At 60.4% G+C, this 21,856-nt stretch carries 14 protein-coding genes, 2 tRNA genes and 2 rRNA genes; 15 read left to right on the forward strand and 3 right to left on the reverse strand.

All coding sequences use genetic code 11. From position 1 onward, the window contains the following. From ACMNAY_RS06805 to ACMNAY_RS06820, 4 genes are all read left to right on the forward strand, one after another. Window positions 1-133 (forward strand): 23S ribosomal RNA (locus ACMNAY_RS06805); the annotation flags it as partial. Window positions 134-233: 100 nt separating this feature from the next. Beyond that, window positions 234-350 (forward strand): 5S ribosomal RNA (rrf, locus tag ACMNAY_RS06810). 103 nt (window positions 351-453) lie between these two features. Continuing rightward, window positions 454-528: transfer RNA gene (locus ACMNAY_RS06815), tRNA-Glu, on the forward strand. 6 nt (window positions 529-534) lie between these two features. Beyond that, a tRNA-Lys gene (locus ACMNAY_RS06820) sits at window positions 535-610 on the forward strand. Between the two features lie 212 nt (window positions 611-822). On the opposite strand, the gene ACMNAY_RS06825 is transcribed toward ACMNAY_RS06820, so the two are convergent. Further along, window positions 823-2,064, reverse strand: a complete 1,242-nt coding sequence (locus ACMNAY_RS06825; RefSeq protein ID WP_418718889.1) for a hypothetical protein — start codon at window positions 2,062-2,064, stop codon at window positions 823-825. Between the two features lie 336 nt (window positions 2,065-2,400). On the opposite strand from ACMNAY_RS06825, the gene ACMNAY_RS06830 reads away from it, so the two are divergent. From ACMNAY_RS06830 to ACMNAY_RS06870, 9 genes are all read left to right on the forward strand, one after another. Continuing rightward, window positions 2,401-3,114: a helix-turn-helix domain-containing protein gene (locus tag ACMNAY_RS06830; RefSeq protein WP_418718890.1), complete on the forward strand. Its 714-nt coding sequence runs from the start codon at window positions 2,401-2,403 to the stop codon at window positions 3,112-3,114. 106 nt (window positions 3,115-3,220) lie between these two features. Next, window positions 3,221-4,318 carry an anaerobic sulfatase maturase gene (locus ACMNAY_RS06835; RefSeq protein ID WP_394977993.1) on the forward strand — a complete coding sequence of 366 codons (1,098 nt, stop codon included), beginning with the start codon at window positions 3,221-3,223 and terminating at the stop codon, window positions 4,316-4,318. Between the two features lie 402 nt (window positions 4,319-4,720). Further along, a complete protein-coding gene (locus ACMNAY_RS06840; RefSeq protein WP_418718891.1) occupies window positions 4,721-10,396 on the forward strand; it encodes a glycoside hydrolase family 2 TIM barrel-domain containing protein in 5,676 nt (1,891 codons plus the stop codon). Between the two features lie 352 nt (window positions 10,397-10,748). Next, window positions 10,749-11,219: a hypothetical protein gene (locus ACMNAY_RS06845; protein ID WP_418718892.1), complete on the forward strand. Its 471-nt coding sequence runs from the start codon at window positions 10,749-10,751 to the stop codon at window positions 11,217-11,219. Window positions 11,220-11,323: 104 nt separating this feature from the next. Further along, entirely contained in the window at window positions 11,324-12,016 is a 693-nt protein-coding gene (locus ACMNAY_RS06850) for a uroporphyrinogen decarboxylase family protein (RefSeq protein ID WP_418718893.1), read from the forward strand. Between the two features lie 239 nt (window positions 12,017-12,255). Beyond that, window positions 12,256-13,596, forward strand: coding sequence for an ABC transporter substrate-binding protein (locus ACMNAY_RS06855; RefSeq protein WP_418718894.1), 1,341 nt, complete (start codon window positions 12,256-12,258; stop codon window positions 13,594-13,596). A 76-nt stretch (window positions 13,597-13,672) separates the two neighbouring features. Further along, window positions 13,673-14,623 carry a carbohydrate ABC transporter permease gene (locus ACMNAY_RS06860; protein ID WP_394976259.1) on the forward strand — a complete coding sequence of 317 codons (951 nt, stop codon included), beginning with the start codon at window positions 13,673-13,675 and terminating at the stop codon, window positions 14,621-14,623. A gap of 15 nt (window positions 14,624-14,638) precedes the next feature. After that, window positions 14,639-15,490 carry a carbohydrate ABC transporter permease gene (locus ACMNAY_RS06865; protein ID WP_394976258.1) on the forward strand — a complete coding sequence of 284 codons (852 nt, stop codon included), beginning with the start codon at window positions 14,639-14,641 and terminating at the stop codon, window positions 15,488-15,490. Window positions 15,491-15,555: 65 nt separating this feature from the next. Beyond that, complete coding sequence (locus ACMNAY_RS06870) at window positions 15,556-16,911, forward strand: sulfatase-like hydrolase/transferase (RefSeq protein WP_418718895.1); 1,356 nt, start codon at window positions 15,556-15,558, stop codon at window positions 16,909-16,911. A 68-nt stretch (window positions 16,912-16,979) separates the two neighbouring features. Here ACMNAY_RS06870 and ACMNAY_RS06875 read toward each other — a convergent pair whose 3' ends face one another. Both ACMNAY_RS06875 and ACMNAY_RS06880 read right to left on the reverse strand, forming a co-directional pair. Then, on the reverse strand, window positions 16,980-18,326 hold the full coding sequence (locus tag ACMNAY_RS06875) for an L-fucose/L-arabinose isomerase family protein (RefSeq protein WP_418718896.1): 1,347 nt from the start codon (window positions 18,324-18,326) through the stop codon (window positions 16,980-16,982). A gap of 141 nt (window positions 18,327-18,467) precedes the next feature. Then, complete coding sequence (locus tag ACMNAY_RS06880) at window positions 18,468-19,478, reverse strand: LacI family DNA-binding transcriptional regulator (RefSeq protein ID WP_418718897.1); 1,011 nt, start codon at window positions 19,476-19,478, stop codon at window positions 18,468-18,470. A gap of 191 nt (window positions 19,479-19,669) precedes the next feature. On the opposite strand from ACMNAY_RS06880, the gene ACMNAY_RS06885 reads away from it, so the two are divergent. Both ACMNAY_RS06885 and ACMNAY_RS06890 read left to right on the forward strand, forming a co-directional pair. Continuing rightward, on the forward strand, window positions 19,670-20,521 hold the full coding sequence (locus ACMNAY_RS06885; protein WP_394967971.1) for a class II fructose-bisphosphate aldolase: 852 nt from the start codon (window positions 19,670-19,672) through the stop codon (window positions 20,519-20,521). Between the two features lie 25 nt (window positions 20,522-20,546). Further along, on the forward strand, window positions 20,547-21,716 hold the full coding sequence (locus tag ACMNAY_RS06890) for a diphosphate--fructose-6-phosphate 1-phosphotransferase (RefSeq protein WP_418718898.1): 1,170 nt from the start codon (window positions 20,547-20,549) through the stop codon (window positions 21,714-21,716). Window positions 21,717-21,856 lie beyond the last annotated feature (140 nt).

Consider the following 21,856-nt stretch of genomic DNA (forward strand, 5'->3'; position numbering starts at 1 on the left):
CGGCCCAAAGATAAGATATCCCACTGAGTCAATCAGGTAAGACCCCTTGAAGACTACAAGGTTGATAGGCGTGAAGTGTAAGCGCGGTGACGCGTTCAGCTGGCACGTACTAATAGGTCGAGGGCTTGACCCAAATCTTGCAAGGTACTCCTAAATGCCAGTCGCAGTTATTGTTCAGTTTTGAGGGTGCATCCCTCAAAAGAGATATGCTAAGCCGAATGCTTACGCATACGGCCGGTGCCGATTACGCGGAGGTCCCACCTGTTCCCATTCCGAACACAGTAGTTAAGCTCCGTAGTGCCGAAGATACTTGGTTGGAGACGACCTGGGAAAATAGGTAGGCGCCGGCTTTCTCTTTGATTATTATCGCGCAACGGCGCGGCAGATGTTTTGAAAAAAGTCTTGACAAATGCCGCGCCAGCGCTTATAATAATAGAGCGTTCCAGCCATCATGGCCCGTTGGTCAAGCGGTCAAGACGGCGGCCTCTCACGCCGCAAACGGGAGTTCGATTCTCCCACGGGTCACCATGATATGCACTTCTAGCTCAGTTGGTAGAGCAGCTGACTCTTAATCAGCGGGCCCAGGGTTCGAGTCCCTGGAAGTGCACCAGAAAAAGCGAGCACCAAACGGTGCTCGCTTTTTTGTTGCCCTTCCCCCTGCGGGGCGGCTTCGCTATTCGCCCCCCTGCGCTCCGGTTCAGCGCGCAGGGACTCGCGGCTTAAAAAAACCTGCTCCGACAGGTTTTCGTAACGGCCTCGTCTGAAAGCGCGCAAAAGGCCACCCGAGCGGGTGGTCTTTTCAGCATTTTCAGGGAAGAGAGTTCAGGGCTTCCAGTACTCGGCGATGCACTCCCGGGCGATCTGCACATAGCGGCGGCCGCGCTCGAAGTCGCCGAAGATGGTGCCCACCTCGCGCTGGGCCATCTCGAACAGGCAGCCGCTGGCAGCCTCGCACACGCCCTTGAAGTAGGCCCGCAGGGCCTCTTCATCCAGAGGACCATGATTGGTGACGTACTCGGCCCGGGGCTTGCTGTAGTACACCACGTTGGTGCCCCGCAGATACTCGCCCACCTGCTGCTCGTTGTTGAAGGGGGAGACGGACAGCTTGCGCAGGTTCTTCCACTTGGAGAGATAGTCCGGCCAGGTGGCGTCCACACGCTCACAGCAGCCGTAGCTCAGCAGACCGAAGCGCTTTGCCAGCCGGTCCTGATAGGGGAAGACGAACTCGCCGAACACGTCGGGAGAGACCGCAGTGGTCTCCTGCGACTCCAAAAAGCCCCAGCACTGGGTGGTCTTGGTCACGTTTTCGGTGGGCAGCTCGGAGGTGAAGGCAAAGCTCTCCTGATTGATGGGGCTGATGCCGTTGGTGGGCAGCAGCAGGCCCTCGTTCTCCAGAAAATCGTAGTACTGCTCATATACGGTGGTGGCCATGTCCATCGCCTCGTGCAGCTCATCCGGGTAATCGTACATGGAGAGGTAGTAGTTCTCCATGCCCATCAGATGCACCAGGGGGTTGGTCATCATGCCGGTCAGGCTGGGCATCACCTTGCGCACCGGCAGGATGTCGCCAAAGGCCTCGTTCGCGGCCTCTTCCAGCTCCGCGGTGGCCTGGCGGTCCACGCCGAAGCTGCCGCCCCGCAGAAGATCCATGCCCTCGGCCAGATCGTCGATGATGGGGTCGATGTGGAAGCCCATGGCGCCTTCGCCGTCCGCCTTGGTGATGTGGGGCTGGGTGCCGAAGGGGTGCACCCAGGTCTTCCAGCGGATATCAAAGGTGGGGGAGATGGGGGTGTCGTCGTCGAACAGTTCCCGGCCGACCATCGTGCTCAGCAGCATCTCTTCCAGTTCCCGCGCGCGGGCGCCTTCGCAGCGCATCCGCGGATAAACGACCTCGTTCGGGAAGTTGGAGAACAGAAGACGCACGGTGGGGTTCTCCCTACGGCCGTTGGCCAGGGCGTCCCACTGCTTCAGGATCTCATCGTTCCGGGGGCTGTTGGCGAACGCAAGCTGCTTTTGAGCCAGTTGACGCAGGATCTGACGGTCCTGCACGCTGATGTGTTCCATGGTGATCCTCCGTATAAATCTGATATTTTCGGCCCAATTCGCACAAAGACCGATTTTCCGTTATTATAGCAACGCCCTCGGGAGATGTCATTCTCCCGGATTGCCGTTTTATTGTTAAATCTTGCCCTTTTGGTTTGGCGAAGACGGATGAGAATAGTATTATCTAATAAGCAAGTTTGAATTATTGCTCTTGAGAGGAACGGCAAGATGGACGTTGTGAGCAAGGAGATCCTTCCTCCTTCAAAAATTTATTTCCACACCTGCAGCGCGCTGGCGCGGGAGATCTTTTTCTTTCCGCTGTGCACCGGGCATTTTTACTGAGCGAAGGGATATGAGGTGGACCGCGGCCGCTACGACAGCTTCCTGCTGAGCTATGTGGTGGCGGGAAAGGGGTATGTTTACGACGGCGCCCAGCGGCTGGAAGTGGGCGCAGGGGAGTTCGTGCTGGTGGATTGCTATCAGCCGCAGCACTACGGCACCGACGATAGCTGGGAGATCTACTGGCTGCACTTTGACGGCGGGCTGGCCCGCCGGTATTACGAGCTTTGCGCCGCGGGCGGGCCGCTGCTGCGGCCGGCGGACGCGGATATGTGCGCGCGGCAGCTGCGGCGCATTTTTGAGGCCTTTCAGAAGCCGGGCAGCGTGAACGAGGCGGAGGTGTCCCGGCGCATCGTGGACGCCCTCACGGCGTTCATGCTGGCGCAGGAGCGGACGAAGGGCCAGAACCGGGCGACGGATGTGGTGGACGAGACGCTGAGTTATATCACGGAACACATCGGCGAGCCGCTGCCGCTGAGCGAGCTGGCCCGGAACGCGGCCATGAGCCCGTTCTATTTTTCGCGGCTGTTCAAGCGGGAGACCGGCAATTCTCCCCACGAGTACATCGTGCACGCCCGGGTGAACAAGGCAAAGTACCTGCTGAAATTCACCTCGATGCCTCTAAAGGAGATCGCCCGCTGCTGCGGCTTCGGCAACGAGAGCAATTTTTCCACCTCCTTCAAAAAAACCACAGGCATGACGCCGCGGACCTTCCGGGAAGGCCGGGCGTGAAAAAGAACATCCTTGGAAACCGCGAAAAAACATGCTATGCTATTGTCACGCCGTTCCGGAAGGGCGGGGAAGAAAAGGAGGCGCATCCATGCCGCCGGTGAGCATTATGATCAAACCCGCATCCGCGGGATGCAATATGCGGTGCAGATACTGCTTTTACGCAGACGAAGCGGCCTGCCGCGAGCAGGGGCAAAGAGGGATCATGACCCGAAAGACCGCCGAGGCCGCGATCCAAAAAGCGTTGGCCCATGCGGAGGATATGTGCAGCTTCATGTTCCAGGGCGGCGAGCCGACCCTGGCAGGGCTGGAGTTCTTCCGGTTCTTTGTGGAGACGGTGGACAAAGAAAATACACGCGGGGTGCCTGTGTCCTATGCGTTCCAGACCAACGGGCTGGCGCTGGATGATGAATGGATCGACTTTTTTGCCCAGAACCACTTTCTGGTGGGCGTTTCGCTGGACGGCACCGCGCAGGTGCATGACCTGCTGCGTCCCCGGGCGGACGGCACCGCCTCCCACGCCCGGGTGACGGAAAACCTGGAGCGGATGCTGGCCGCGGGAGTGGAGTGCAACGCGCTGACAGTGGTGACAAAGCAGCTGGCGCGGAACATCGAGCAGACCTATCGGTTCTTCGCGGAAAAAGGGATAATGTACCAGCAGTACATTCCCTGCATGGACCCGCTGGGCGCGGCCAGAGGCCGGCAGGACTACTCCCTGGCCCCCAGGGAATATGCGAAATTTCTCCACCGGCTGTTCTGCCTGTGGAAAGAGGACCTGGACCGGGGCCGGTATGTTTCCATACGGCATTTCAACAACTGGATCTCCATTCTGCTGGGCTATCCGCCCGAAAGCTGCAGCATGCGGGGGCAGTGCTCGGTGCAGTATGTGCTGGAGGCGGACGGCAGCGTTTATCCCTGCGATTTTTACTGTCTTGACCAGTGGAAGCTGGGCAACATCCTGACGGAGGACTTTGCCCAGCTGGACGCGAAAAGAAAAGACCTGCGGTTCGTGGAGCAGAGCCTCCCGGTGCCGGAGGAATGCCGGCGCTGCCCCTGGTATGCGCTGTGCAGGAACGGCTGCCCCCGGGACCGTGTGGCCGGCCCCGGCGGCGAGGCGAAAAACTACTTCTGCGAGGCGCACCGCGAGTTTTTCGGCCGCCACATCCGTGATCTGGAACAGGCCGCGCGGCGTTTTGCGGCAAGATGAAATGAGACCAGGACAAAAAATCATTCTTAAGGCAACCCGGCATTCGTTATCTTATAGCGCAGCAGCCAAACGGGCCATGGAGCGCGGGTTCGAGGAGCTGCTGGCCGGAAGCAAAGCATAGACCGGGAAATAAAAGAGCAGCGGTGGGCCCTTCGGGCTGCCGCTGCTTTTGTTGTACGGGTTTGTCAAAAGTGGTCGATGTAAAAAAATGTTTACAATGTGATGTAAATATGATAATATTGTAAGAAATAGAGGCTCTTCGTCCCCAATTATCCCTTCGAAAAAGGGAACGCCGACGAAGAGCTTTACAAATTGTCTTTGATACACTCGAGTGTATAAGCCCGGGAAGGGGGGACGTAACGGGCATATCGCAAAACGAAAAAGAACAGGAGGAGGAATCGTATGAAACGCATCTTGTCTGCGGCGCTTGCCGCAGCCCTTTCGCTGTCTTTGCTCATGCCCATGACGGCATGGGCGCAGGACGAAACGGCACAGCAGAAACCCGTTGTGCTGGGCGTCACCGCGCCGGCGGGAGTCAATGAACGGCGGGAGATGGACCTGAACCCGAACTGGCTGTTCATCGACCACGACGACCCTGCCGCCAAGGAGATCAGCTACGATGAGAGCAGCGCGCAGACGGTCTCGCTGCCTCATATGCAGACCGAGCTGGATCTGTTCGAAAACGAGACCAGCCAGTGGGAAAAGGTCACCTGGTACCGGCGGCATTTCACGCTGCCGGAATCCTGGGACGGGGACCGGGTGTCCGTCTATTTTGACGGCGGCGGCCAGATCAACAAAATCTACGTCAACGGCGTCTTTGTGGGCAGCGCCACCGGCACCTTCACCCACTTTGAGTTCGACATCACCGACTACGTGACCTTCGGCGAAGTGGACAACGTCATCGCCGTTCAGGTGGACAGCACCGCGCACAAGGAGCTGCCCCCCGGCAACAGCAAGGACTTCCACTTCTTCGGCGGCCTGCACGGCGACGCCACGATGACCGTCACCGACAGCCTGTATCTGGAGGACGTGTATTATTACACCCAGAAACAGACCGGCACCAATTCGGAGCAGACCTATCAGGCCGGTGACCCGGTGGATCTGGTGGGGCAGGTGCAGGTGACCAACTTCTACTCCGAGCCCATGGAGGCGGTGGTCCGCACCATTTTGCTGGACCCCGACGGCGCCGAAGTGGCCTCCACCGACACGCCCGTCACCGTGCCCTCCGGCGAGACGGTGACGCTGGACACAAAGCAGGAGGTGAAAAATCCCCTCCTCTGGACCCCTGACACCCCCTATCTCTACACCGTTAAGACCACGGTGATCGCCAACGGGCTGGGCCTGGACGAAGTGTCCACCCGCACCGGCCTGCGCTGGGTGGGCACCACCGGCCACTCAGGAGAGAACAAGGGCGTAAACAACCCGGAGGACGAGCAGATCCTGCTGAACGATGAGCCCATCGTGCTCTACGGCATCAACAAGCACATGCAGTTCCCCTATGTGGGCAACGCCGGAACGGGCAAGCTGCAGGCGAAGGACGCCTACACCATCCGCTACGATCTGGGCATGAACTTTGTGCGCACCGCACACTACCAGAACGACCCGGACTTCCTGGCCGCCTGCGACGAGATCGGCCTGCTGGTGGAGGAAGAGGCCCTGGCCTGGAACGATACCCCCAACCGTCCGCAGCACAAATACTCGGTGGAGCAGATGATCCTGCGGGACCGCAACCATCCCTCCATCATCCTGTGGAGCATCATTCCCAACGAATGGACGGAAGAGGGCTATCCTCTGGCGGAGCGCAAGGCACTGCAGGAAATGGCAAAAGAACTGGATTCCAGCCGCCTGACCTGCCAGGAGGAGAACCACAACAACACCTTTGTCACCGACGTGTACAACAGACACGATTACAGCACGGCGGGCAAACAGAATCCCAAGTGGCAGCCCTACATCGTGGGCGAGTGGAACACATGGCTGGGCGAATCCTTTGTGATCCCGGGCGACAGCGAGGACCGCAAGCTGGACCAGTTCCTGACCGACGCGCTGCGCCAGGCGAAATTCATGTCCGATGACACCATCGACGGCTTCATCAAGTGGGACATGACCGGCTACCTCACCCCCAACAACGAGGGCAAATACGGCAAGAACATCGGCATCTGGCGCTGCGCCGGCACCTACGGCGTGCTGAAGGACCCGCTGCAGGCCTATTGGCAGAACGACTTCTTCCGCTCCCAGGCCGACCCCGCCCTGGTGGGCAACGTGGTGGAACTCATCACCGAGTGGAAGGAAGATTCCGACCCCACCGTGTACGTCGCGTCCAACGCGGCCCAGGTGGAGCTGTTCGTGGGCGACGAGTCCATGGGCCGCATCGAGCCCAACTATCTGAACAGCGGGAACACCAAGCTCTGGCAGGGCATCTTCAAGTGGGACAACATCGTCTGGAGCGCGGACAAGACCCTGTTTGCCGTCGCCTATGACGCCGACGGCAAACAGGTGGGCGAGGATGTGCTCTATCCCTCCGGCTACGACATCGCGCCGGAGCAGATGATCCTGCACAACGTCACCTCCAATCTGTACGACTCCGACCACTTCGACCGCTGGGGCGGCACCGCTGTGGAGAACCAGAACATCTGGGCCGACGGCGGCGATATGGCTTACATCATCGGCGAGCTGGTGGACTCCAACGGCCAGCGGGTGTATTACGGCGAGGAACTGGTGGAGCTCAGCCTGACCCAGGGCCAGGGCGAGCTGATCTACGGGCCTACGCTGCACATGATGGACGGCCTGGTGGGCTTCTACTTCCGGCCCGCCTACGGCGCGACCGGCCCCGCGGTGGTGGAAGCCGCTGTGGACGTGGGCAAACTGTACAACCAGGACGCCGCCTGCTTCGAATACAACGGCGGCTGGGCGAAGAAAAACGAGAGCGACGCCAAGCTGGGCACCCCCGCCACCTCTTCTTATGAAGGCGACTTCATGGAGTCTTCTCAGAAAGGCGATTCCGTCACCATCACCTTTGAGGGCACCAAGGCCATGGTCTATGCCCGGGACGCCTGGAAATACGGCTCCGCCAGCGTGACGGTGGACGGCCAGCCCGCCGGCACCATGAACTGCAAGACCGGTGAGGACAAATACGGCTCCATCGGCTTCCAGAACATGATCGAGACCGAAACGCTGGAATACGGCGAACACACCGTCGTCATCACCGCCAGCGGCGCCGCGCCCATCGCGGTGGACGGCGTGAAGGTGTTCGACGGCAAGACCGACCTGACCTCCTCCATCACGGTGGATGTGCAGCCCTACACCGGCAACGAAGTGCCTCAGAAGGACGGCCTGCCCTCCGCGCCCGCGCCGGACGTGGTGAGCAAGGAAGAGCTGAAGGCGCTGATCGACCAGGCCAATGCGCTGGATCTGTCTCTCTATCCCTACGAGCATGCGGTGGCGCTGCAGAACGCGGTGGCCTACGCGCAGATGGTGTACGACGACGCCAACGCGACAGATCTGCAGCTGCGGAACGCCTTGCGCGGTCTGGAAGACCTGCTGAAGAGCATCCGCCCGGAGATCATCCACATCAGCTACGACAACACCACCGACACCCCCACCAACCTGCACACCTTCTATCCCTGGTCCCAGAACGCGAATGTGTGGCAGGCGTCGGACGGCAACATCTACGCCAACAAGTCCCGTCTGCCCGGCGACTATATCTCCCTCAACTTTGAGGGCGTGGCCGTCCGGCTGTACTCCAGAAGAAACGCCAACAACGGCATTCTGGAATGGACGATGGACAACGGCCAGCGCAACGAGGTGAACACCTGGTCGGAAAAGGCGGAAGACTTCACCATGATCGACCTCACCGGCCTCGACCCGTCGGTGACCCATAACATCACGGTGTACGTGACAGGAAAATCCGGCGGCAACCCCACCAACGCCAGCGTGGCCGTGGTGGGCGCCGACGTGTTCACCACCATGAGCGCCTACTACAAGACCGACCTGCGCCTGCTGGTGCAGGAGATCCGTGCCATGGATCTGAGCGGCTACACCCAGGACAGCGTGGCCGCCCTGCAGACGGAACTGGAGCAGGCGGACCAGCTGCTGATGCGGCCCGACGCGGCGCAGCAGGAACTGGAGGCGGCGCTGGAGGAACTGAAACAGGCCCTGGCCGGCCTGGAGCAGTCGGCGGAGCAGCCCTCTGAGCTGACCGCCACCATCGCCTACACCGACCGCACCGACGACCCGGCGGAGAAGAACAAGGTGTATTTCTGGGCCCAGAACACCGTGGGCACCGCGACCCATACCGACGTGGCCAAGACCGGCGCGGCCTCCGGAACCGCCTGGAGAATGCCCGGCAAGGAAGCGGACGAGCAGCGGGACGGCGTATACTCCCAGAAGGCGAACCCCGCCCGCACCGAGAACGACTTCTACTCCATCGCATTTACCGGCAGCCAGCTGAAGCTCTATGCCACCACCGACCAGAAACACGGCCTGGCCATGATCTCGGTGGACGGCGGCCCGGAGCAGGAGGTGGACTTCTGGTCCCAGGGCGATCCGGCCACGGCAGACAAGGACATCGACCGTCTGGTCTTTGACACCGACGTCCTGGGAGAGGGCGACCACGTGCTGAAAGTGCGGGTCCTGAACAAGGCCAGCAGCCAGGGCGGCAGCTCCAACGGCTGCGTCTCCTTCAAAAAAGCGGAGATCTACACCGGCGGCAGCGTGACCGAACCGGAAGAGCCCAAGGCGGACGTCAGCGCGCTGTACAGCCTGATGCTCGTTGCGAGCCAGCAGAAACAGGAGAGCTTCAGCCCCTCCACCTGGGCGGTCTTTGAGCCGCTGCGCGCCCAGGCACAGGAGCTTCTGGCGAATGTGCCCACGGCGGACAAGCAGGCGGAGGTAGACGCCCTGTACGCAAGCCTGGCGGACGCGCTCTACGGGCTCAAGCGCATGCAGGAGATCGCCGAGATCAAACCCGAAGCGCAGCTGCGGGTGGCCCTGGGCACAACGGCGGACCAGATCGCCTTCCCGGCCCAGGTCACGGTGGTGCTGAGCGACGGGACCAGCCAGAGCGTGGATGCCGGCGGCTGGACCTGCGAGACCTTTGACGGCAGCGTTGCGGGCGACTATGTGTTCACCGGCGCGCTGGTGCTGCCCGACTGGATTTTGAACACCGACGCGCTGGCCCCCACAGTCACCGTTACGGTGGAAGCGGACGCCACGCCGGAGGAACTGGCGCTGAAGAACGCGCTGGCCGAAGCCCAAAGCGCCCTGGACAGCGCGGTCCCCGGCGATCAGCCGGGCAACTATCCCCAGGAGGCCATCGACGCGATGAAAGCCGCGATCGACAAAGCCCAGGCCCTGCTGGACAGCGAAGACCGCACCCCGGAGCAGCTGACGGCGGAGACCGAGGCGCTGAAACAGGCGCTGGCCGACTTTGAGAACGCGGTCATCAAGGACGAAGCCCTTCTGGCCGCCAAGGAAAAACTGACCAAGACCATCGACGCGGCCACAGCGCAGGCGGACGCCGCCGTGGTGGGCGACCAGCCGGGCAACTACCCCCAGAGCGCGGTGGATGCGCTGCGGGCAGCGGTCGAGACCGCGCGGCAGGCCCTGGCCGATCCCGCGGCGACGGCAGAGACCCTCACAGCCGCCTGCGGCGAGCTGGAAAAGGCCATGGAGACAATGGCAGGCGCGGTGATCCCCGAGCCGGATCCCACCCCTGAACCCACCGCGGCCCCCACCCCGGCGCCCACGGAAGCGCCCGCGCCCGATCCCACGCCGACGCCCACGCCTGTGCCCACGCCGGCCCCCACGCCGAAGCCTCTGGCAACGGCGCGCCCGGTAGCAACGGCAACGCCGGGACCCACGGCGGAGCCCACCGAGGAGCCGACGCCAGAACCCACCCAGGCGCCCGCCGAGACCCCGGCGCCCAGCGCCCAGCCCGAGGGCGAAACGGAAGGGGAGACCCCGGCGGCCGCCGATGAGGCGGAAACCGGCGGCTGGATCCTGCCGGCCGTCATCGCGGCGGCTCTGGCCGGCGCAGCGATCATCGTGGTGATCGTGATCCGCCGCCGCAAAGAGGAGTGATAAACTGAGCCACCGGCACGCCGTACGGACGCGCCGATGAGCAAACGAAACGCAGCGGGCCCCCGGCCGAATCTGGCCGGGGGCCCGCTGTGCTGTGTCACAATGCAAAAGCATGCACAAATACCGCCCGGAATGACAATGTCTAATTGCACAGATACATCCGGTGAAAAATTGTTAAAATGCCGAAAGTGAAGCAGGTGTTTGACGCAATAGTGTGAAAAATATATACTGATAACAAAATATACACTCGTGTTTACATGAAAACACAAGGCGGTTTCCGGGAAAATACAGGCAAACAAAGGCGATTTGAAACAACAAAAACGAAACAGCAAAGGATGGAAGGTGAATTTTTATGAATTCGCGTGAACGAGTGATCGCGGCGCTGGAACATCGCCAGCCGGACCGTGTGCCCATCGACTTGGGGGCCAGTCACCAGAGCGGCATCAGCGCCAGCACGCTTTACAAGTTGCGGGCGGCTTTGGGGCTGGAGCAGCATGATATCCCTGTATACAGCCTGTTCCAGCTGCTGGGGCTCGTGGAAGAGGATGTGCGCCAGGCACTTGGCATAGACGTGGTGGGCCTGTTCAACCCCGCAGACATGAAAAACGGCGTCAATAACCTGACCCAGCCCCTCACCATGTGCGACGGAACGCCCGTGCTGATTGGAGACAACGTAGCCTATGGAAGGGAAGAGGACGGCTCCTGGGTGATCTATCCCCAGGGTGACCGCACCGCACGGCCGGGCGCGCGCATGCCGGCCAACGGCTTTTTCTTTGATGCGATGCGCTGGACCGGGCGCAGGATTTTGACGAGGATAACCTGACCCCGCTGGAAGATTTCAAGGACTCCTTCCCGCTGCTGAACGAGGCGGACTGCGAGTACCTCCGCCGCGAAGCGGACCGCCTTTACAACTCCACAGACTGCGCCGTGCTGGGCGCACTGGGCGGATGCGGTCTGGGCGACGTGGCCAACATTCCTGCCCCAAACGAAAAGCAGCCGCGGGGCATCCGCCGAATTGAAGACTGGATGATGGCGCACATCCTGTACCCGGAGTACATTGAGGAGGTTTTCAAACTTCAGAGCGATGTGATGCTGAAGAACCTGGAGATGTACCGCCAGGCAGTGGGGGATCGCATCCAGCTGGTGTGGATCAGCGGCACCGATTTCGGAACGCAGAACGGTGAATTCATCCGCCCGGAACTGTTCCGTGAACTCTACAAGCCCTACTATGCCAAGGTGAATCAATGGGTGCACCAGAACACCGGTTGGAAAATGTTTTACCACAGCTGCGGCAGCATCGTCGGATTCCTGGATGACTTTGTCGACATGGGTGTGGACGCCCTTAATCCGGTGCAGCTTTCTGCAAAGGGAATGGACGCCCGAATGCTCAAGGACAAATACGGCGACAAGCTCACCTTCTGGGGCGGCGGAGTGGACACGCAGCAGACGCTGCCCTACGGAACGCCGGAAGAGGTTCGCAAGCAGGTGTTGGAGCGCCTGGAGATCCTGTCCCGCGGGGGAGGGTATGTGTTCAACTTTATCCACAACGTAGTGGCAAAAACGCCTGTGGAAAACCTGATGGCCGCCTTTGACGCGGTGAGAGAATTCAACGGACGGTGAAAACAGCACGATATATAGGCATTGTGAACAAAATATTTCTGTTTTAATATAAAAAACAGACAAAATACTCTAAAATGCTTGACAAAAGGCTGATTTCACAATAAGCTAAAAGAGGGAAATGTAAACACGTGTGTATGCTCCGGTAGAACGGAAAGGGGATTCCGTTCATCGCGCCTTATCGTGGCCGGGACACACGCGTTTTACAAAAAAGACCGACACATTTTTAGGAGGAAACAGAAATGAAAAAGTTGCTTGCTTTAGCTCTGGCATTCGCCATGTCGCTGTCGCTGGCGGCATGCGGCGGTACGCCCGCCAGCACCCCTGCTTCCGAACCCGCGGCACCTGCTTCCGGCTCCTCGGCTACCGAGGAAAAGGAGCCCGTCAACCTGCGCTTCTACAACTACGCTCTTTCCGAGACCGCCAAAGCCGACTGGTGGGAGGAGACCATCGCCAACTTTGAGGCGGAGTATGACTGGATCACCGTTGAGCCCATTTCTGTGGACTACAACAGCATGGTGACCACCCTGACCAACGACCTGGCTTCCGGCCTCACCGCTGACATGATCTATGGTGAGATCTCCTGGGTGCCCGCTCTGGCCGACGCCGGCTTCATCGACAAGCCTGAGAACGTGCTGAGCCCCGACTTCTACGCCGGCTACTATCCCGACGTGCTGTCTGCCTATCAGTACAACGACGGCATCTACGGTGTGCCTCACTACATGACCAACTGGCTGATCTTCGTCAACAAGGACCTGATCGAGGCTGCCGGCCTGAGCATGGACAACTTCCCCACCACCGAGGCCGATCTGAAGACCTGGATCGAGACCCTGGCTGACTACTACAAGGGCACCGATGTGTCCACCATCTTTGGTATGACCACCTCTGAGGTGGCTGCCACCGGCATGGCGCTGAACGGCCTGTACACCGCTTTCGGCGGCACCCTGTTCAATGACGACGGCACCCTGGCCGATCTGAACGAGGCCACCAACAAGACCGCCCTGACCGAGACCCTGGACTTCTGCAAATACCTCATCGGCAACGGCTACACTCAGGAGAACCTGAAGCTGAAAGACTACCGCGCTGCCTTCGGCGCCGGCAATGTGTGCATGTACATCGACCAGTCCTGGGGCTACGCCCAGATCGGCGAGGTCGATCCCAACGCCGCCAACTTCACTGTAACCGCTCCGCTGCCCACTCAGATGGGCACCAACGGCAAGGGCCTGTCCCTGATCTCCGCTCACTCCTTCCTGTTCGGCGCCGGCCTGGAAGACTCCCACAAGGAGGCCATCGACCTGTTCATCCAGTACTGCACCAGCAACGAGGTGATGGAGGAGTACCTGAACACCATCGGCCTGGCCTTCCCCGCCCACGAGAACATGGCTGACGTCAAGATCTCTCCCATCCTGGAGGGTGCTGCCAAGGGCGCCAACAACACTGTGTACCAGTCCATGCCTGCTGCTCTGTCCAGCGTGCAGACCGAGCTGGCCACCGCGGCTTTGAACTACTGTGTCAATGGCATGTCCCTGGAAGATACCATCGCGGATTACATCACGCAGGCTGAGTACTACATGAACCAGTAATTGCCCGGCACGCATAAACGTGGGGGTGGGTGGCCGTCACCCACCCCCTTTTTAAGATACAAGGAGTGGAGACTATATGCAAACCGCGAAAAATGGCGTTGCGACGGGCCCCAAAAAGTCCTTTTCGCTGCTGAAGAGCCGGCGGCAGAAGGATGCTGCATTCTCTCTGTTGCTGCTGACCCCGGCGATCATCTGCTGCGTCATCTTTATCCTGTTTCCCATCATCGACTCGGTAAAAATGAGTTTTACCACCTATAAGATCGCAAATCTGACCCAGAACATCCCCGGCGAGTGGAACAATTTCGCAAACTACACCCGCCTGTGGTCTTCCGGGAAGCTGCAGGATTCCATCCAGGTAACGCTGCTGTTCGTTTTCGTGACGGTCGCGTTGAGCTTTGTGATCGGAATGGCGCTGGCGCTGATGCTCAACAGCAACATCCGGGGCGCTCGTTTCTTGCGCAGTGTGATGATGATCCCCTGGGTCATCCCCACTGTCATTTCCGGCCTGCTGTGGGCCTGGATCTACGCCAACCCCTACGGTTTGCTGCAGTATGTGATCAGTGTTGTCACCGATGGCCGTGTGACCGGCTTCGGCATCCTGAACAATCAGGAAACCGCCATCTGGGGCGTGATCATCGTGGCGCTGTGGAAGCAGATCCCGCTGATCACCCTGCTGCTGCTGGCGGGCATGCAGAACGTTCCGGAAGACATTCTGGAAGCCGCCAAGCTGGACGGCGCGAACTATCTCCAGTGCCTGTTCAAGATCATCTTCCCCTTTATGCGCAGCGTCATCGCGGTGACTGTTTCGCTGTCCATCATCGACAACTTCAAGCAGTACCCGCTGTTTGCCACTCTGACCAACGGCGGCCCTGCGTCGGCCACAACGACGCTGGCGGTCCTCTCCTACGATGAGGCGTTCGTCAACTATAACTACGGCTCCGGCGCCGCGGTCACCACTGTCTGGCTGCTGCTGATGGTCGTTGTTGTGTTCGTGTTCAACGCCATCTTCCGCAAGAAAGATGATTAAAAGGGGATGTGAGCAATGAATCCGAAACTGAAACGCAACACGCTGCGCTTCGGCAGCACCACGCTGAAATACCTGGCGATCTTCGCGATCTTCTTCTTCCTTTTGTTCCCTGTCTACTGGATGCTGACCACATCTCTGAAGACGAACATTGAATCCTACCGCGCGATCCCCACCCTCTGGCCGGAGAATGTCAACTTTGACGGCTACATCTCGCTGATCAAGGACGGCAAGTTCCTTACTTATTATAAGAACAACATCATTATCTCCGCCATGTCGGCAGCGTTCATCTGCTTTGTGTCGCTGTTTGCGGGCTACGCGCTGAGCCGCTTCCACTTCAAGTGGAACGTGCTGCTGTTTGCCACCTTCTCCTTCACCCAGATGATGCCCGTCATCAGCCGGTTGATCTCTCTGTATACCATCATGCGCAAGATCAACCTCACCGACACCCGCATCGGTCTGGTGCTGGCCATCAGCGCAACGCAGATACCGTTTGCGGTATCTCTGATGGCGTCCTTCTTCGACGGCATACCAAGAGAACTGGAAGAGTCCGCCTCGGTGGACGGCTGCGGCCGCTTTAAAACGCTGTTCCGGATCGTGATGCCGCTGGTGGTGCCGGGCCTGCTGGCTGTGGGCGTTTACAGCTTCCTGCAGACGTGGGACGATTACCTCCACGCCATCACGCTGATCCGTTCCTCCGATCTGTGGACCCTGTCTCAGGGCCTGAAACTGACCTACCTGGGCGAAGTCAGTGACTGGCAGCTGATCAACGCGGCCTCTACACTGGGCGCCATCCCCATGATCTTCGTGTTCTTCTTCTTCCAGAAGTACATGATCAAGGGCTTGGTCTCCGGCGCGGTCAAGGGATAAGTTTTGAACAAAAAAGCTGCCGCAGATTGGTCTGCGGCAGCTTTTTTGTGAGAGGAGAGAGAACCGTGAAACAGAACATCCTGCTCTATTTTACCGACCAGCAGCGGGCGGACACCTGCGGCTGCTACGGGCAGAGCCTTCCTCTGACGCCCTGGCTGGACCAGCTGGCCCGGGAGGGCACCCGGTTTGAATATGCCTTCACGCCCCAGCCGGTGTGCGGGCCTTGCCGCGCGCTGTTCCAGAGCGGGAAATGGCCCACCGAGACCGGCTGTTACCGCAACAAGATCATGCTGCCCGCCGATGTGAAGCCTCTGGGCGAATATATGGAGGAGGCGGGCTACGAGACCGCCTACATCGGCAAATGGCATCTGGCCAGCGAGGGCGAGATCGGCAAGCCCTCGGTGATCGACCATTCCCGCACCGCCGTTCCCAAAGAGCTGCGAGGCGGCTACACCGGCTTCTGGCGGGTGTCGGACGTGCTGGAGTTCACCAGCCACGGCTACGACGGCTATGTCTTTGACGAGAACGATCAGCGCATCGATTTCAAGGGCTATCGGGCGGACTGCATCACCGACATGGCCCTGAAGTTCTTCGATCAGTACGACGGCAAGAAGCCCTTCTTCATGACCGTCTCCCACATCGAGCCCCACCACCAGAACGACCGGGGCCACTACGAGGGCCCCGAAGGCTCCAAGGAGAAGTACAAGGATTATCAGCCCCCCAGGGACCTGGAAGCCCTGGGCGGCGACTACCGGGAGGAATACCCGGACTATCTGGGCCAGGTGGCCTCGCTGGACGAGAACCTGGGCCGGATGATCGCCCGCCTCAAGGAGAAAGGCCTCTACGACAATACGGTCATCATCTTTGTGTCCGACCACGGCAGCCACTTCAAGACCCGCAACCGGGACGAACACCTGAACGGTATGGACGACTACAAGCGCTCCATGCACGACGCCTGCCTGCGGGTGCCCTTCGTCATTGCCGGCGGACCCTTCAAAGGGAAGGGCGATTTCCGCGACATCGTCAGCACCGCCAGCCTGCCCAAGACCATCCTGGGCCTGGCGGGGGTGAAGGTGGGCGACGCCATGATCGGCGAAGACCTGGCGGACGTGGTGCAGGGCAAATGCCCCGACCGGCGCAACGAGGCCTTCGCCCAGATCTCCGAGAGCCGGGTGGGCCGCGCCATCCGCACCCCGGACTACGCCTATTCCGTCTACGCGCCGGGGCTCAACGGCTGCAACGCGGCGGATTCGCCCGTCTACGCGGACGATTTCCTCTACGATCTGAAAAAAGACCCCTATGAGCTGAACAATTTGGTGGGGGACCCGGCTTACGCCGAAGTGAAGCAGCAGCTCCGCCAAAAACTTTTGCAATGGATCGGGGAAGCGGAGGGCAAGACCCCTGAGATCCGGGACGTTTGAACGGCAGATAAAAAGGATCCCGAAGCTCTTTTGAGCTTCGGGATCCTTTTTTGATCCGGTCGTGGTCCTCACAACTCCACGACAGGGATGTTCAGCAGTTTGGCAACGGCGACCATCTTGTCGGCCACGTCCTGCCACACCACGCTGTAGTGGTGGCTCATGCCGCTCTCGGCGATCTTCTGGACCAGCTCCAGCACGGGGGTCTTGACCTTGACGTTGACCATGGCGCCGCGGGTGTTGCGCTGGGTGGGCACTGCCTCGCCCCGCAGCAGGAACAGGCGGTACTGGCCGTCGATGTTGGTGAAGCGGGCGGCGGTCACCGGGCCGCTCTTCAGCGAGCACCAGAACGCGGTGCCCTGGCCGGCCAGGGGATGGTTGCACATGGTCACGCCGTCAGCCTCGTTGTGCAGGCTGGGGGCGGCGTTGCCGCAGTGCCAGAAGGTGACGGTGTTCTCGTCCTCGTCGATGTTGATCAGGTCGGTGATGAAGGCGGGCTGGCCGCAGAACATGTTCTGCACGATGGCGGCGAGACCGGCGTCGATGTCGCCCTCGCAGGAGATGCCCACGCCCTCGTCCGCCAGGCGGCCCAGCACGGCGCAGGGGGTGGTGTGCAGGTTGCCCATCTCGGGCCAGCACTTGATGGAGGAATAGTCGTAGCCCTGCTTCTTCACCAGCTCTTTGAGCACCAGATACAGGCGGGCGTGGTTCTCCAGATGGCCGTCGGGCAGGACGGTCACGTCCCACTTGCCGCTCACGCGGGCCATCTCCGCTTCCACCTCGCTCCAGGGCAGGGCGGCCATGGCGTCAAAGACCACCTTCAGGTCGGTCTCCTCAAAGTTGATGCCGAAGGTGCGGCGGATGGTCACCTCGTCAAAGGCGCAGTTGTAGAACGCGGTGGGGCGATAGCCGAACAGGCCGAAGGTGAAGCCCTGCAGGTTCTTGATGACGGCGTAGGCGGAGGTCAGGTTCTCCAGCTCGGTCTTGACCCGCTCCTCTTCCTTGTTGCCGAACACCACATGATGGGGCGCGTGCAGACGAACGAGGCTGGCGCCGTTCATGGCCGCGCAGCACAGGGCGTTGGCGTACAGACGGTCCTGACGCTCCCATTTCTCCTCCCGGGGCGCCCACAGCACGATGGGGCAGCGGCAGGCGTCCGCCAGGCCGCAGGCGATGTCGTCGCCGGTGAACGCGCCGTACACCAGCAGGATCATGTCCACCTTATTCTCGCTGAAATAGGCGATGCACTCATTCATATCCTCATGGGTGCATACCAGGCGAGGGAAGCGGAACACATGGGTGTGAAGCAGGTTGTTCTCCACCCAGTCGCCGTATTCCTGCAGCCGCTTTTCCGGCAGCTCCCGGGGCCAGCGCCCGGAAACCGTCACTACAAAGCCGACGTTCAGTGCTTTCTTCATAGTAAATTCCTCCGAACCAAGAAAATTCTGTGTGGAATGAAATATAAACACGAGTGTATGTCATCTGAAAAAATTATATTCTATTTTAAAGCCCCTGTCAAGCACGATCGCTCGCGGATGACAGGGGCGTGTGGTTTTTGTTCAGGTGGTCTGGCGCTCGATGAGTTTGGTGTCGAAGGTCTGGTTGGAGGGCTTTCCGCCGGCGATCATCTCGTCCAGCGTGGTGATGATGGCCTTGGCGATAGCCGGCCGGTCCAGTTCCATGCTGGTGAGCGCCGGGGTGACGTAGTTGCTGATGCGGGAGTTGTCGAACCCGATGACCGAGATGTCCTCGGGCACCCGCCGCCCGCAGGCCAAAACGGCGGAAAGGGCCACGCAGGCCATGTCGTCGTTTCGGCCAACGATGCCGTCCACCTCAAGGCCGCTGTTCAGCCGGGCGCAAACGGCGTCGAAAAGTTCGCGCTCGTTGGTGCAGCCGGTGACAAAGCGCTCGGCGCTGAAGGGCAGGCCGCTTTCCTCCATCTGGGAACAGAAACCGCTGAAGCGAAGGTCGTCCTTTTTGCTGAAGCGACCATGGCGGCTGATGCGGTCGATGTACAAAAGATGCCGCCGGCCCCGGCTCTCCAGCAGCTTGACGCAGTCCCGGATGCCCTTGTTCAGGCCGGTGTAGATGCGGACGGCCTCGTTGCCGATGTTGGGGTATTCCCGGTTCATCAGCAGCACCACCGGCACACCGGAATCAATGAGCATCTGCACGTATTTTTCGTCAAAGCCGGTGGCGCTGATGACGATGCCGTCCACAAGGCGGCTGTTGACCTGGGAAACGAACTCCTCCTCGTTGCGGTCGGCCAGAAGGGAGATGAGATAGCCCTTGTCGTAGGCGATCTTGTCCATCTCCTCAACGATCTTTCCAAAGTGCTCGTTGGAGATGTTGTCGGCGATGAAAAGGATATGGTTGCTCTTTTTTCCCTTCAGGGTGCGCGCCACCGTGTTGGGGCGGTAATGCAGCTCCCGCACCGCGGCGAGCACCCGCTCCCGCTTGTCCTGGGCCACATACCGGTTGTTGTTCAGCACGTAGGAGACCACGGTCTCCGACACGCCCGCCAGCGCGGCAACGTCCTTTCGCGTGGGGGTGTTCCTTACCTGGCTCAAAGCGAGTCCTTCCTTTCAAGACGGCATTTCTACTACAATTATACCGTTTTCGCCCGCTTCGTCAACATAGACAAATAAAATGTTGAAAATCCCTTGACGAAGCGTGAAATAAACGGTATACTCAAAATACACACGAGTGTACAAGCAGCCGCACAGATACCACTATTTTACAAAACAAGGGAGCGAAACATATGCTGACGAACAATCTGGAACAACTGAAAAAGGCCAGCCGAGAAGGATATGCCATCCCGGCGATCAATACCCAGGGCGGCAACTATGACATTATCATGGGCATCTGTAAAGCGGCGGAAGAGCTGCGCTCCCCGGTGATCCTGGCCCACTATGTTTCCACCGGCGCTTTCTCCGGCCACGACTGGTTCGTGAATGTGGCCAAATGGTGCGCGAACAAGGTGTCGGTGCCGGTGTCCATCCATCTGGACCACGGCGACGGTTTCCCCATCTGCATGGAGGCGCTGCGCCTGGGCTTCACCTCGGTGATGATCGACGGCTCCACCAAGCCCATCGAGGAGAATGCGGCGCTGACCCAGAGCGTTGTGAATGTTGCCAAATACTTTGACGTGCCTGTAGAGGCGGAGATCGGCGAGCTGCAGCGGCTGGACAACGGCGTGGTGCAGGAGAACAAGAACGTGGCCGACCCCGAGCAGGTGCGCCGCTTCCTGGAGCTGTGCAGCCCCGACACGCTGGCCATCGGCATCGGCAACGCCCACGGCTACTATAAAGGCAAGCCGGACATCAAGCTGGAAGTCCTGCGTGAGGTGCGCAAGTTCACCGATATTCCCCTGGTGCTCCACGGCTGCACCGGCATGGACGAGAGCATCGTGAAGGAGGCCATCGGCCTGGGCGTGGCGAAGATCAACTTCGGCACCGAGATCCGCTACAAGTACGTGCAGCACTATGAGGAGGCCCTGCGGGAGCTGGACCACCAGGGCCACTCCTGGAAGCTCTCCCAGTACGCCAGCAACGCCCTGTGCGAGGACGTGAAGAAGATCATCCGGCTGTCCGGTTCGGAAGGCAAAGCCTGAGCGGCGCCGCAGGAGGAAAACGACCATGGCAAATATGCTGATCGTCCACGGCGGCGCGCCCACGGCGGTGATCAACGCGTCGCTCTACGGCGCGGTGAAAGAAGCGAAAAAACACGGCTGCATCGATAAGATCTATGCCGCCATCGGCGGCAGCGGCGCGGTCATCCGGGAGCAGTTCCTGGACATGAAGACCGTGGACGAGCAGCGGCTGGAGCTGCTGCCCTTCACCCCCGCCTCCGCCATCGGCACCAGCCGCGACCATCTGGAGCCGGAGGACTATCAGGCCATTGCCCGGGTGATCGAAAAGAACGACATCAAATACGTCTTTTTCAATGGCGGCAACGGCAGCATGGACGCCTGCGGCAAGGTGTACAACGCCTGCCGGGAGCTGGGCGTGGACGTGCAGGTGGTGGGCATTCCCAAGACCATCGACAACGACATCGCCGTCACCGACCACGCCCCCGGCTTCGGCAGCGCCGCGCGCTACATCGCGGCCACCGTCAGCGAGGTCAGCCAGGACGTGCGGGCCCTGCCCATCCACGTGAGCGTGGTGGAGGCCATGGGCCGCAACGCCGGCTGGATCGCTGCCGCCAGCGCTCTGGCCCGCAGCGGCAACGGCGACGGCCCCGACCTCATCTATCTGCCCGAGCGCCCCTTTATCGAGGAGGAGTTTTTGGCGGATGTGAAAGCCCTTGTGGAGAAAAAGGGCGGCGTTGTGGTGGTGGCCAGCGAGGGCCTCACCGGCCCCGACGGCAAACCCATCGTGGAGCCCATCTTCCAGGTGGGCCGCGCCACCTACTACGGCGACGTGAGCGCCCATCTGGCCAATCTGGTCATCAAGAAGCTGGGCGTCAAGGCCCGCAGCGAAAAGCCCGGCATCTGCGGCCGGGCCTCCATTGCCTTCCAGTCCTCGGTAGACCGGGAGGAAGCCATTCTCGCCGGCGCCGAGGCGGTGAAAGCCGCCGTGGAGGGCGAGACCGGCGTGATGATCGGCTTTGAGCGCCTGCCCGGCGCGGAGTATGCCGTGCGCCCCATCCGCATCCCCATCCAGCAGGTCATGCTCACCGAGCGCACCATGCCCGACGAGTTCATCAACCGGCGGGGCAACGACGTGACCGAAGCCTTTGTGGAGTGGTGCCGCCCGCTGATCGGCGAGCCGCTGCGCACCTTCGTCACCTTCAAAAACGACCTGTGAGGAGGAAACGCGAATGAAACTGGATTTTGAATACGGCCATGGCCTGATGAGCGCCGAGCTGCCCGACAACACCGATGTGTTTATCCCCGGCACCACCGTGGCGGACCCCCCCTGCATCCCCGAGGACAAGCTGGAGGAAG

Source organism: Candidatus Allofournierella merdipullorum (assembly GCF_048426865.1).
In the GTDB taxonomy this organism is placed as follows: Bacteria; Bacillota; Clostridia; order Oscillospirales; family Ruminococcaceae; genus Allofournierella_A; species Allofournierella_A merdipullorum.

Excerpts from the sequence above, each read along its gene's own strand:
- ACMNAY_RS06890 (WP_418718898.1), top strand. The coding sequence starts at position 20,547 with ATGGCAAATATGCTGATCGTCCACGGCGGCGCGCCCACGGCGGTGATC.
- ACMNAY_RS06865 (WP_394976258.1), top strand. The coding sequence starts at position 14,639 with ATGAATCCGAAACTGAAACGCAACACGCTGCGCTTCGGCAGCACCACG.
- ACMNAY_RS06875 (WP_418718896.1), bottom strand. The coding sequence starts at position 18,326 with ATGAAGAAAGCACTGAACGTCGGCTTTGTAGTGACGGTTTCCGGGCGC.
- ACMNAY_RS06825 (WP_418718889.1), bottom strand. The coding sequence starts at position 2,064 with ATGGAACACATCAGCGTGCAGGACCGTCAGATCCTGCGTCAACTGGCT.
- ACMNAY_RS06855 (WP_418718894.1), top strand. The coding sequence starts at position 12,256 with ATGAAAAAGTTGCTTGCTTTAGCTCTGGCATTCGCCATGTCGCTGTCG.
- ACMNAY_RS06860 (WP_394976259.1), top strand. The coding sequence starts at position 13,673 with ATGCAAACCGCGAAAAATGGCGTTGCGACGGGCCCCAAAAAGTCCTTT.
- ACMNAY_RS06845 (WP_418718892.1), top strand. The coding sequence starts at position 10,749 with ATGAATTCGCGTGAACGAGTGATCGCGGCGCTGGAACATCGCCAGCCG.
- ACMNAY_RS06840 (WP_418718891.1), top strand. The coding sequence starts at position 4,721 with ATGAAACGCATCTTGTCTGCGGCGCTTGCCGCAGCCCTTTCGCTGTCT.
- ACMNAY_RS06835 (WP_394977993.1), top strand. The coding sequence starts at position 3,221 with ATGATCAAACCCGCATCCGCGGGATGCAATATGCGGTGCAGATACTGC.
- ACMNAY_RS06885 (WP_394967971.1), top strand. The coding sequence starts at position 19,670 with ATGCTGACGAACAATCTGGAACAACTGAAAAAGGCCAGCCGAGAAGGA.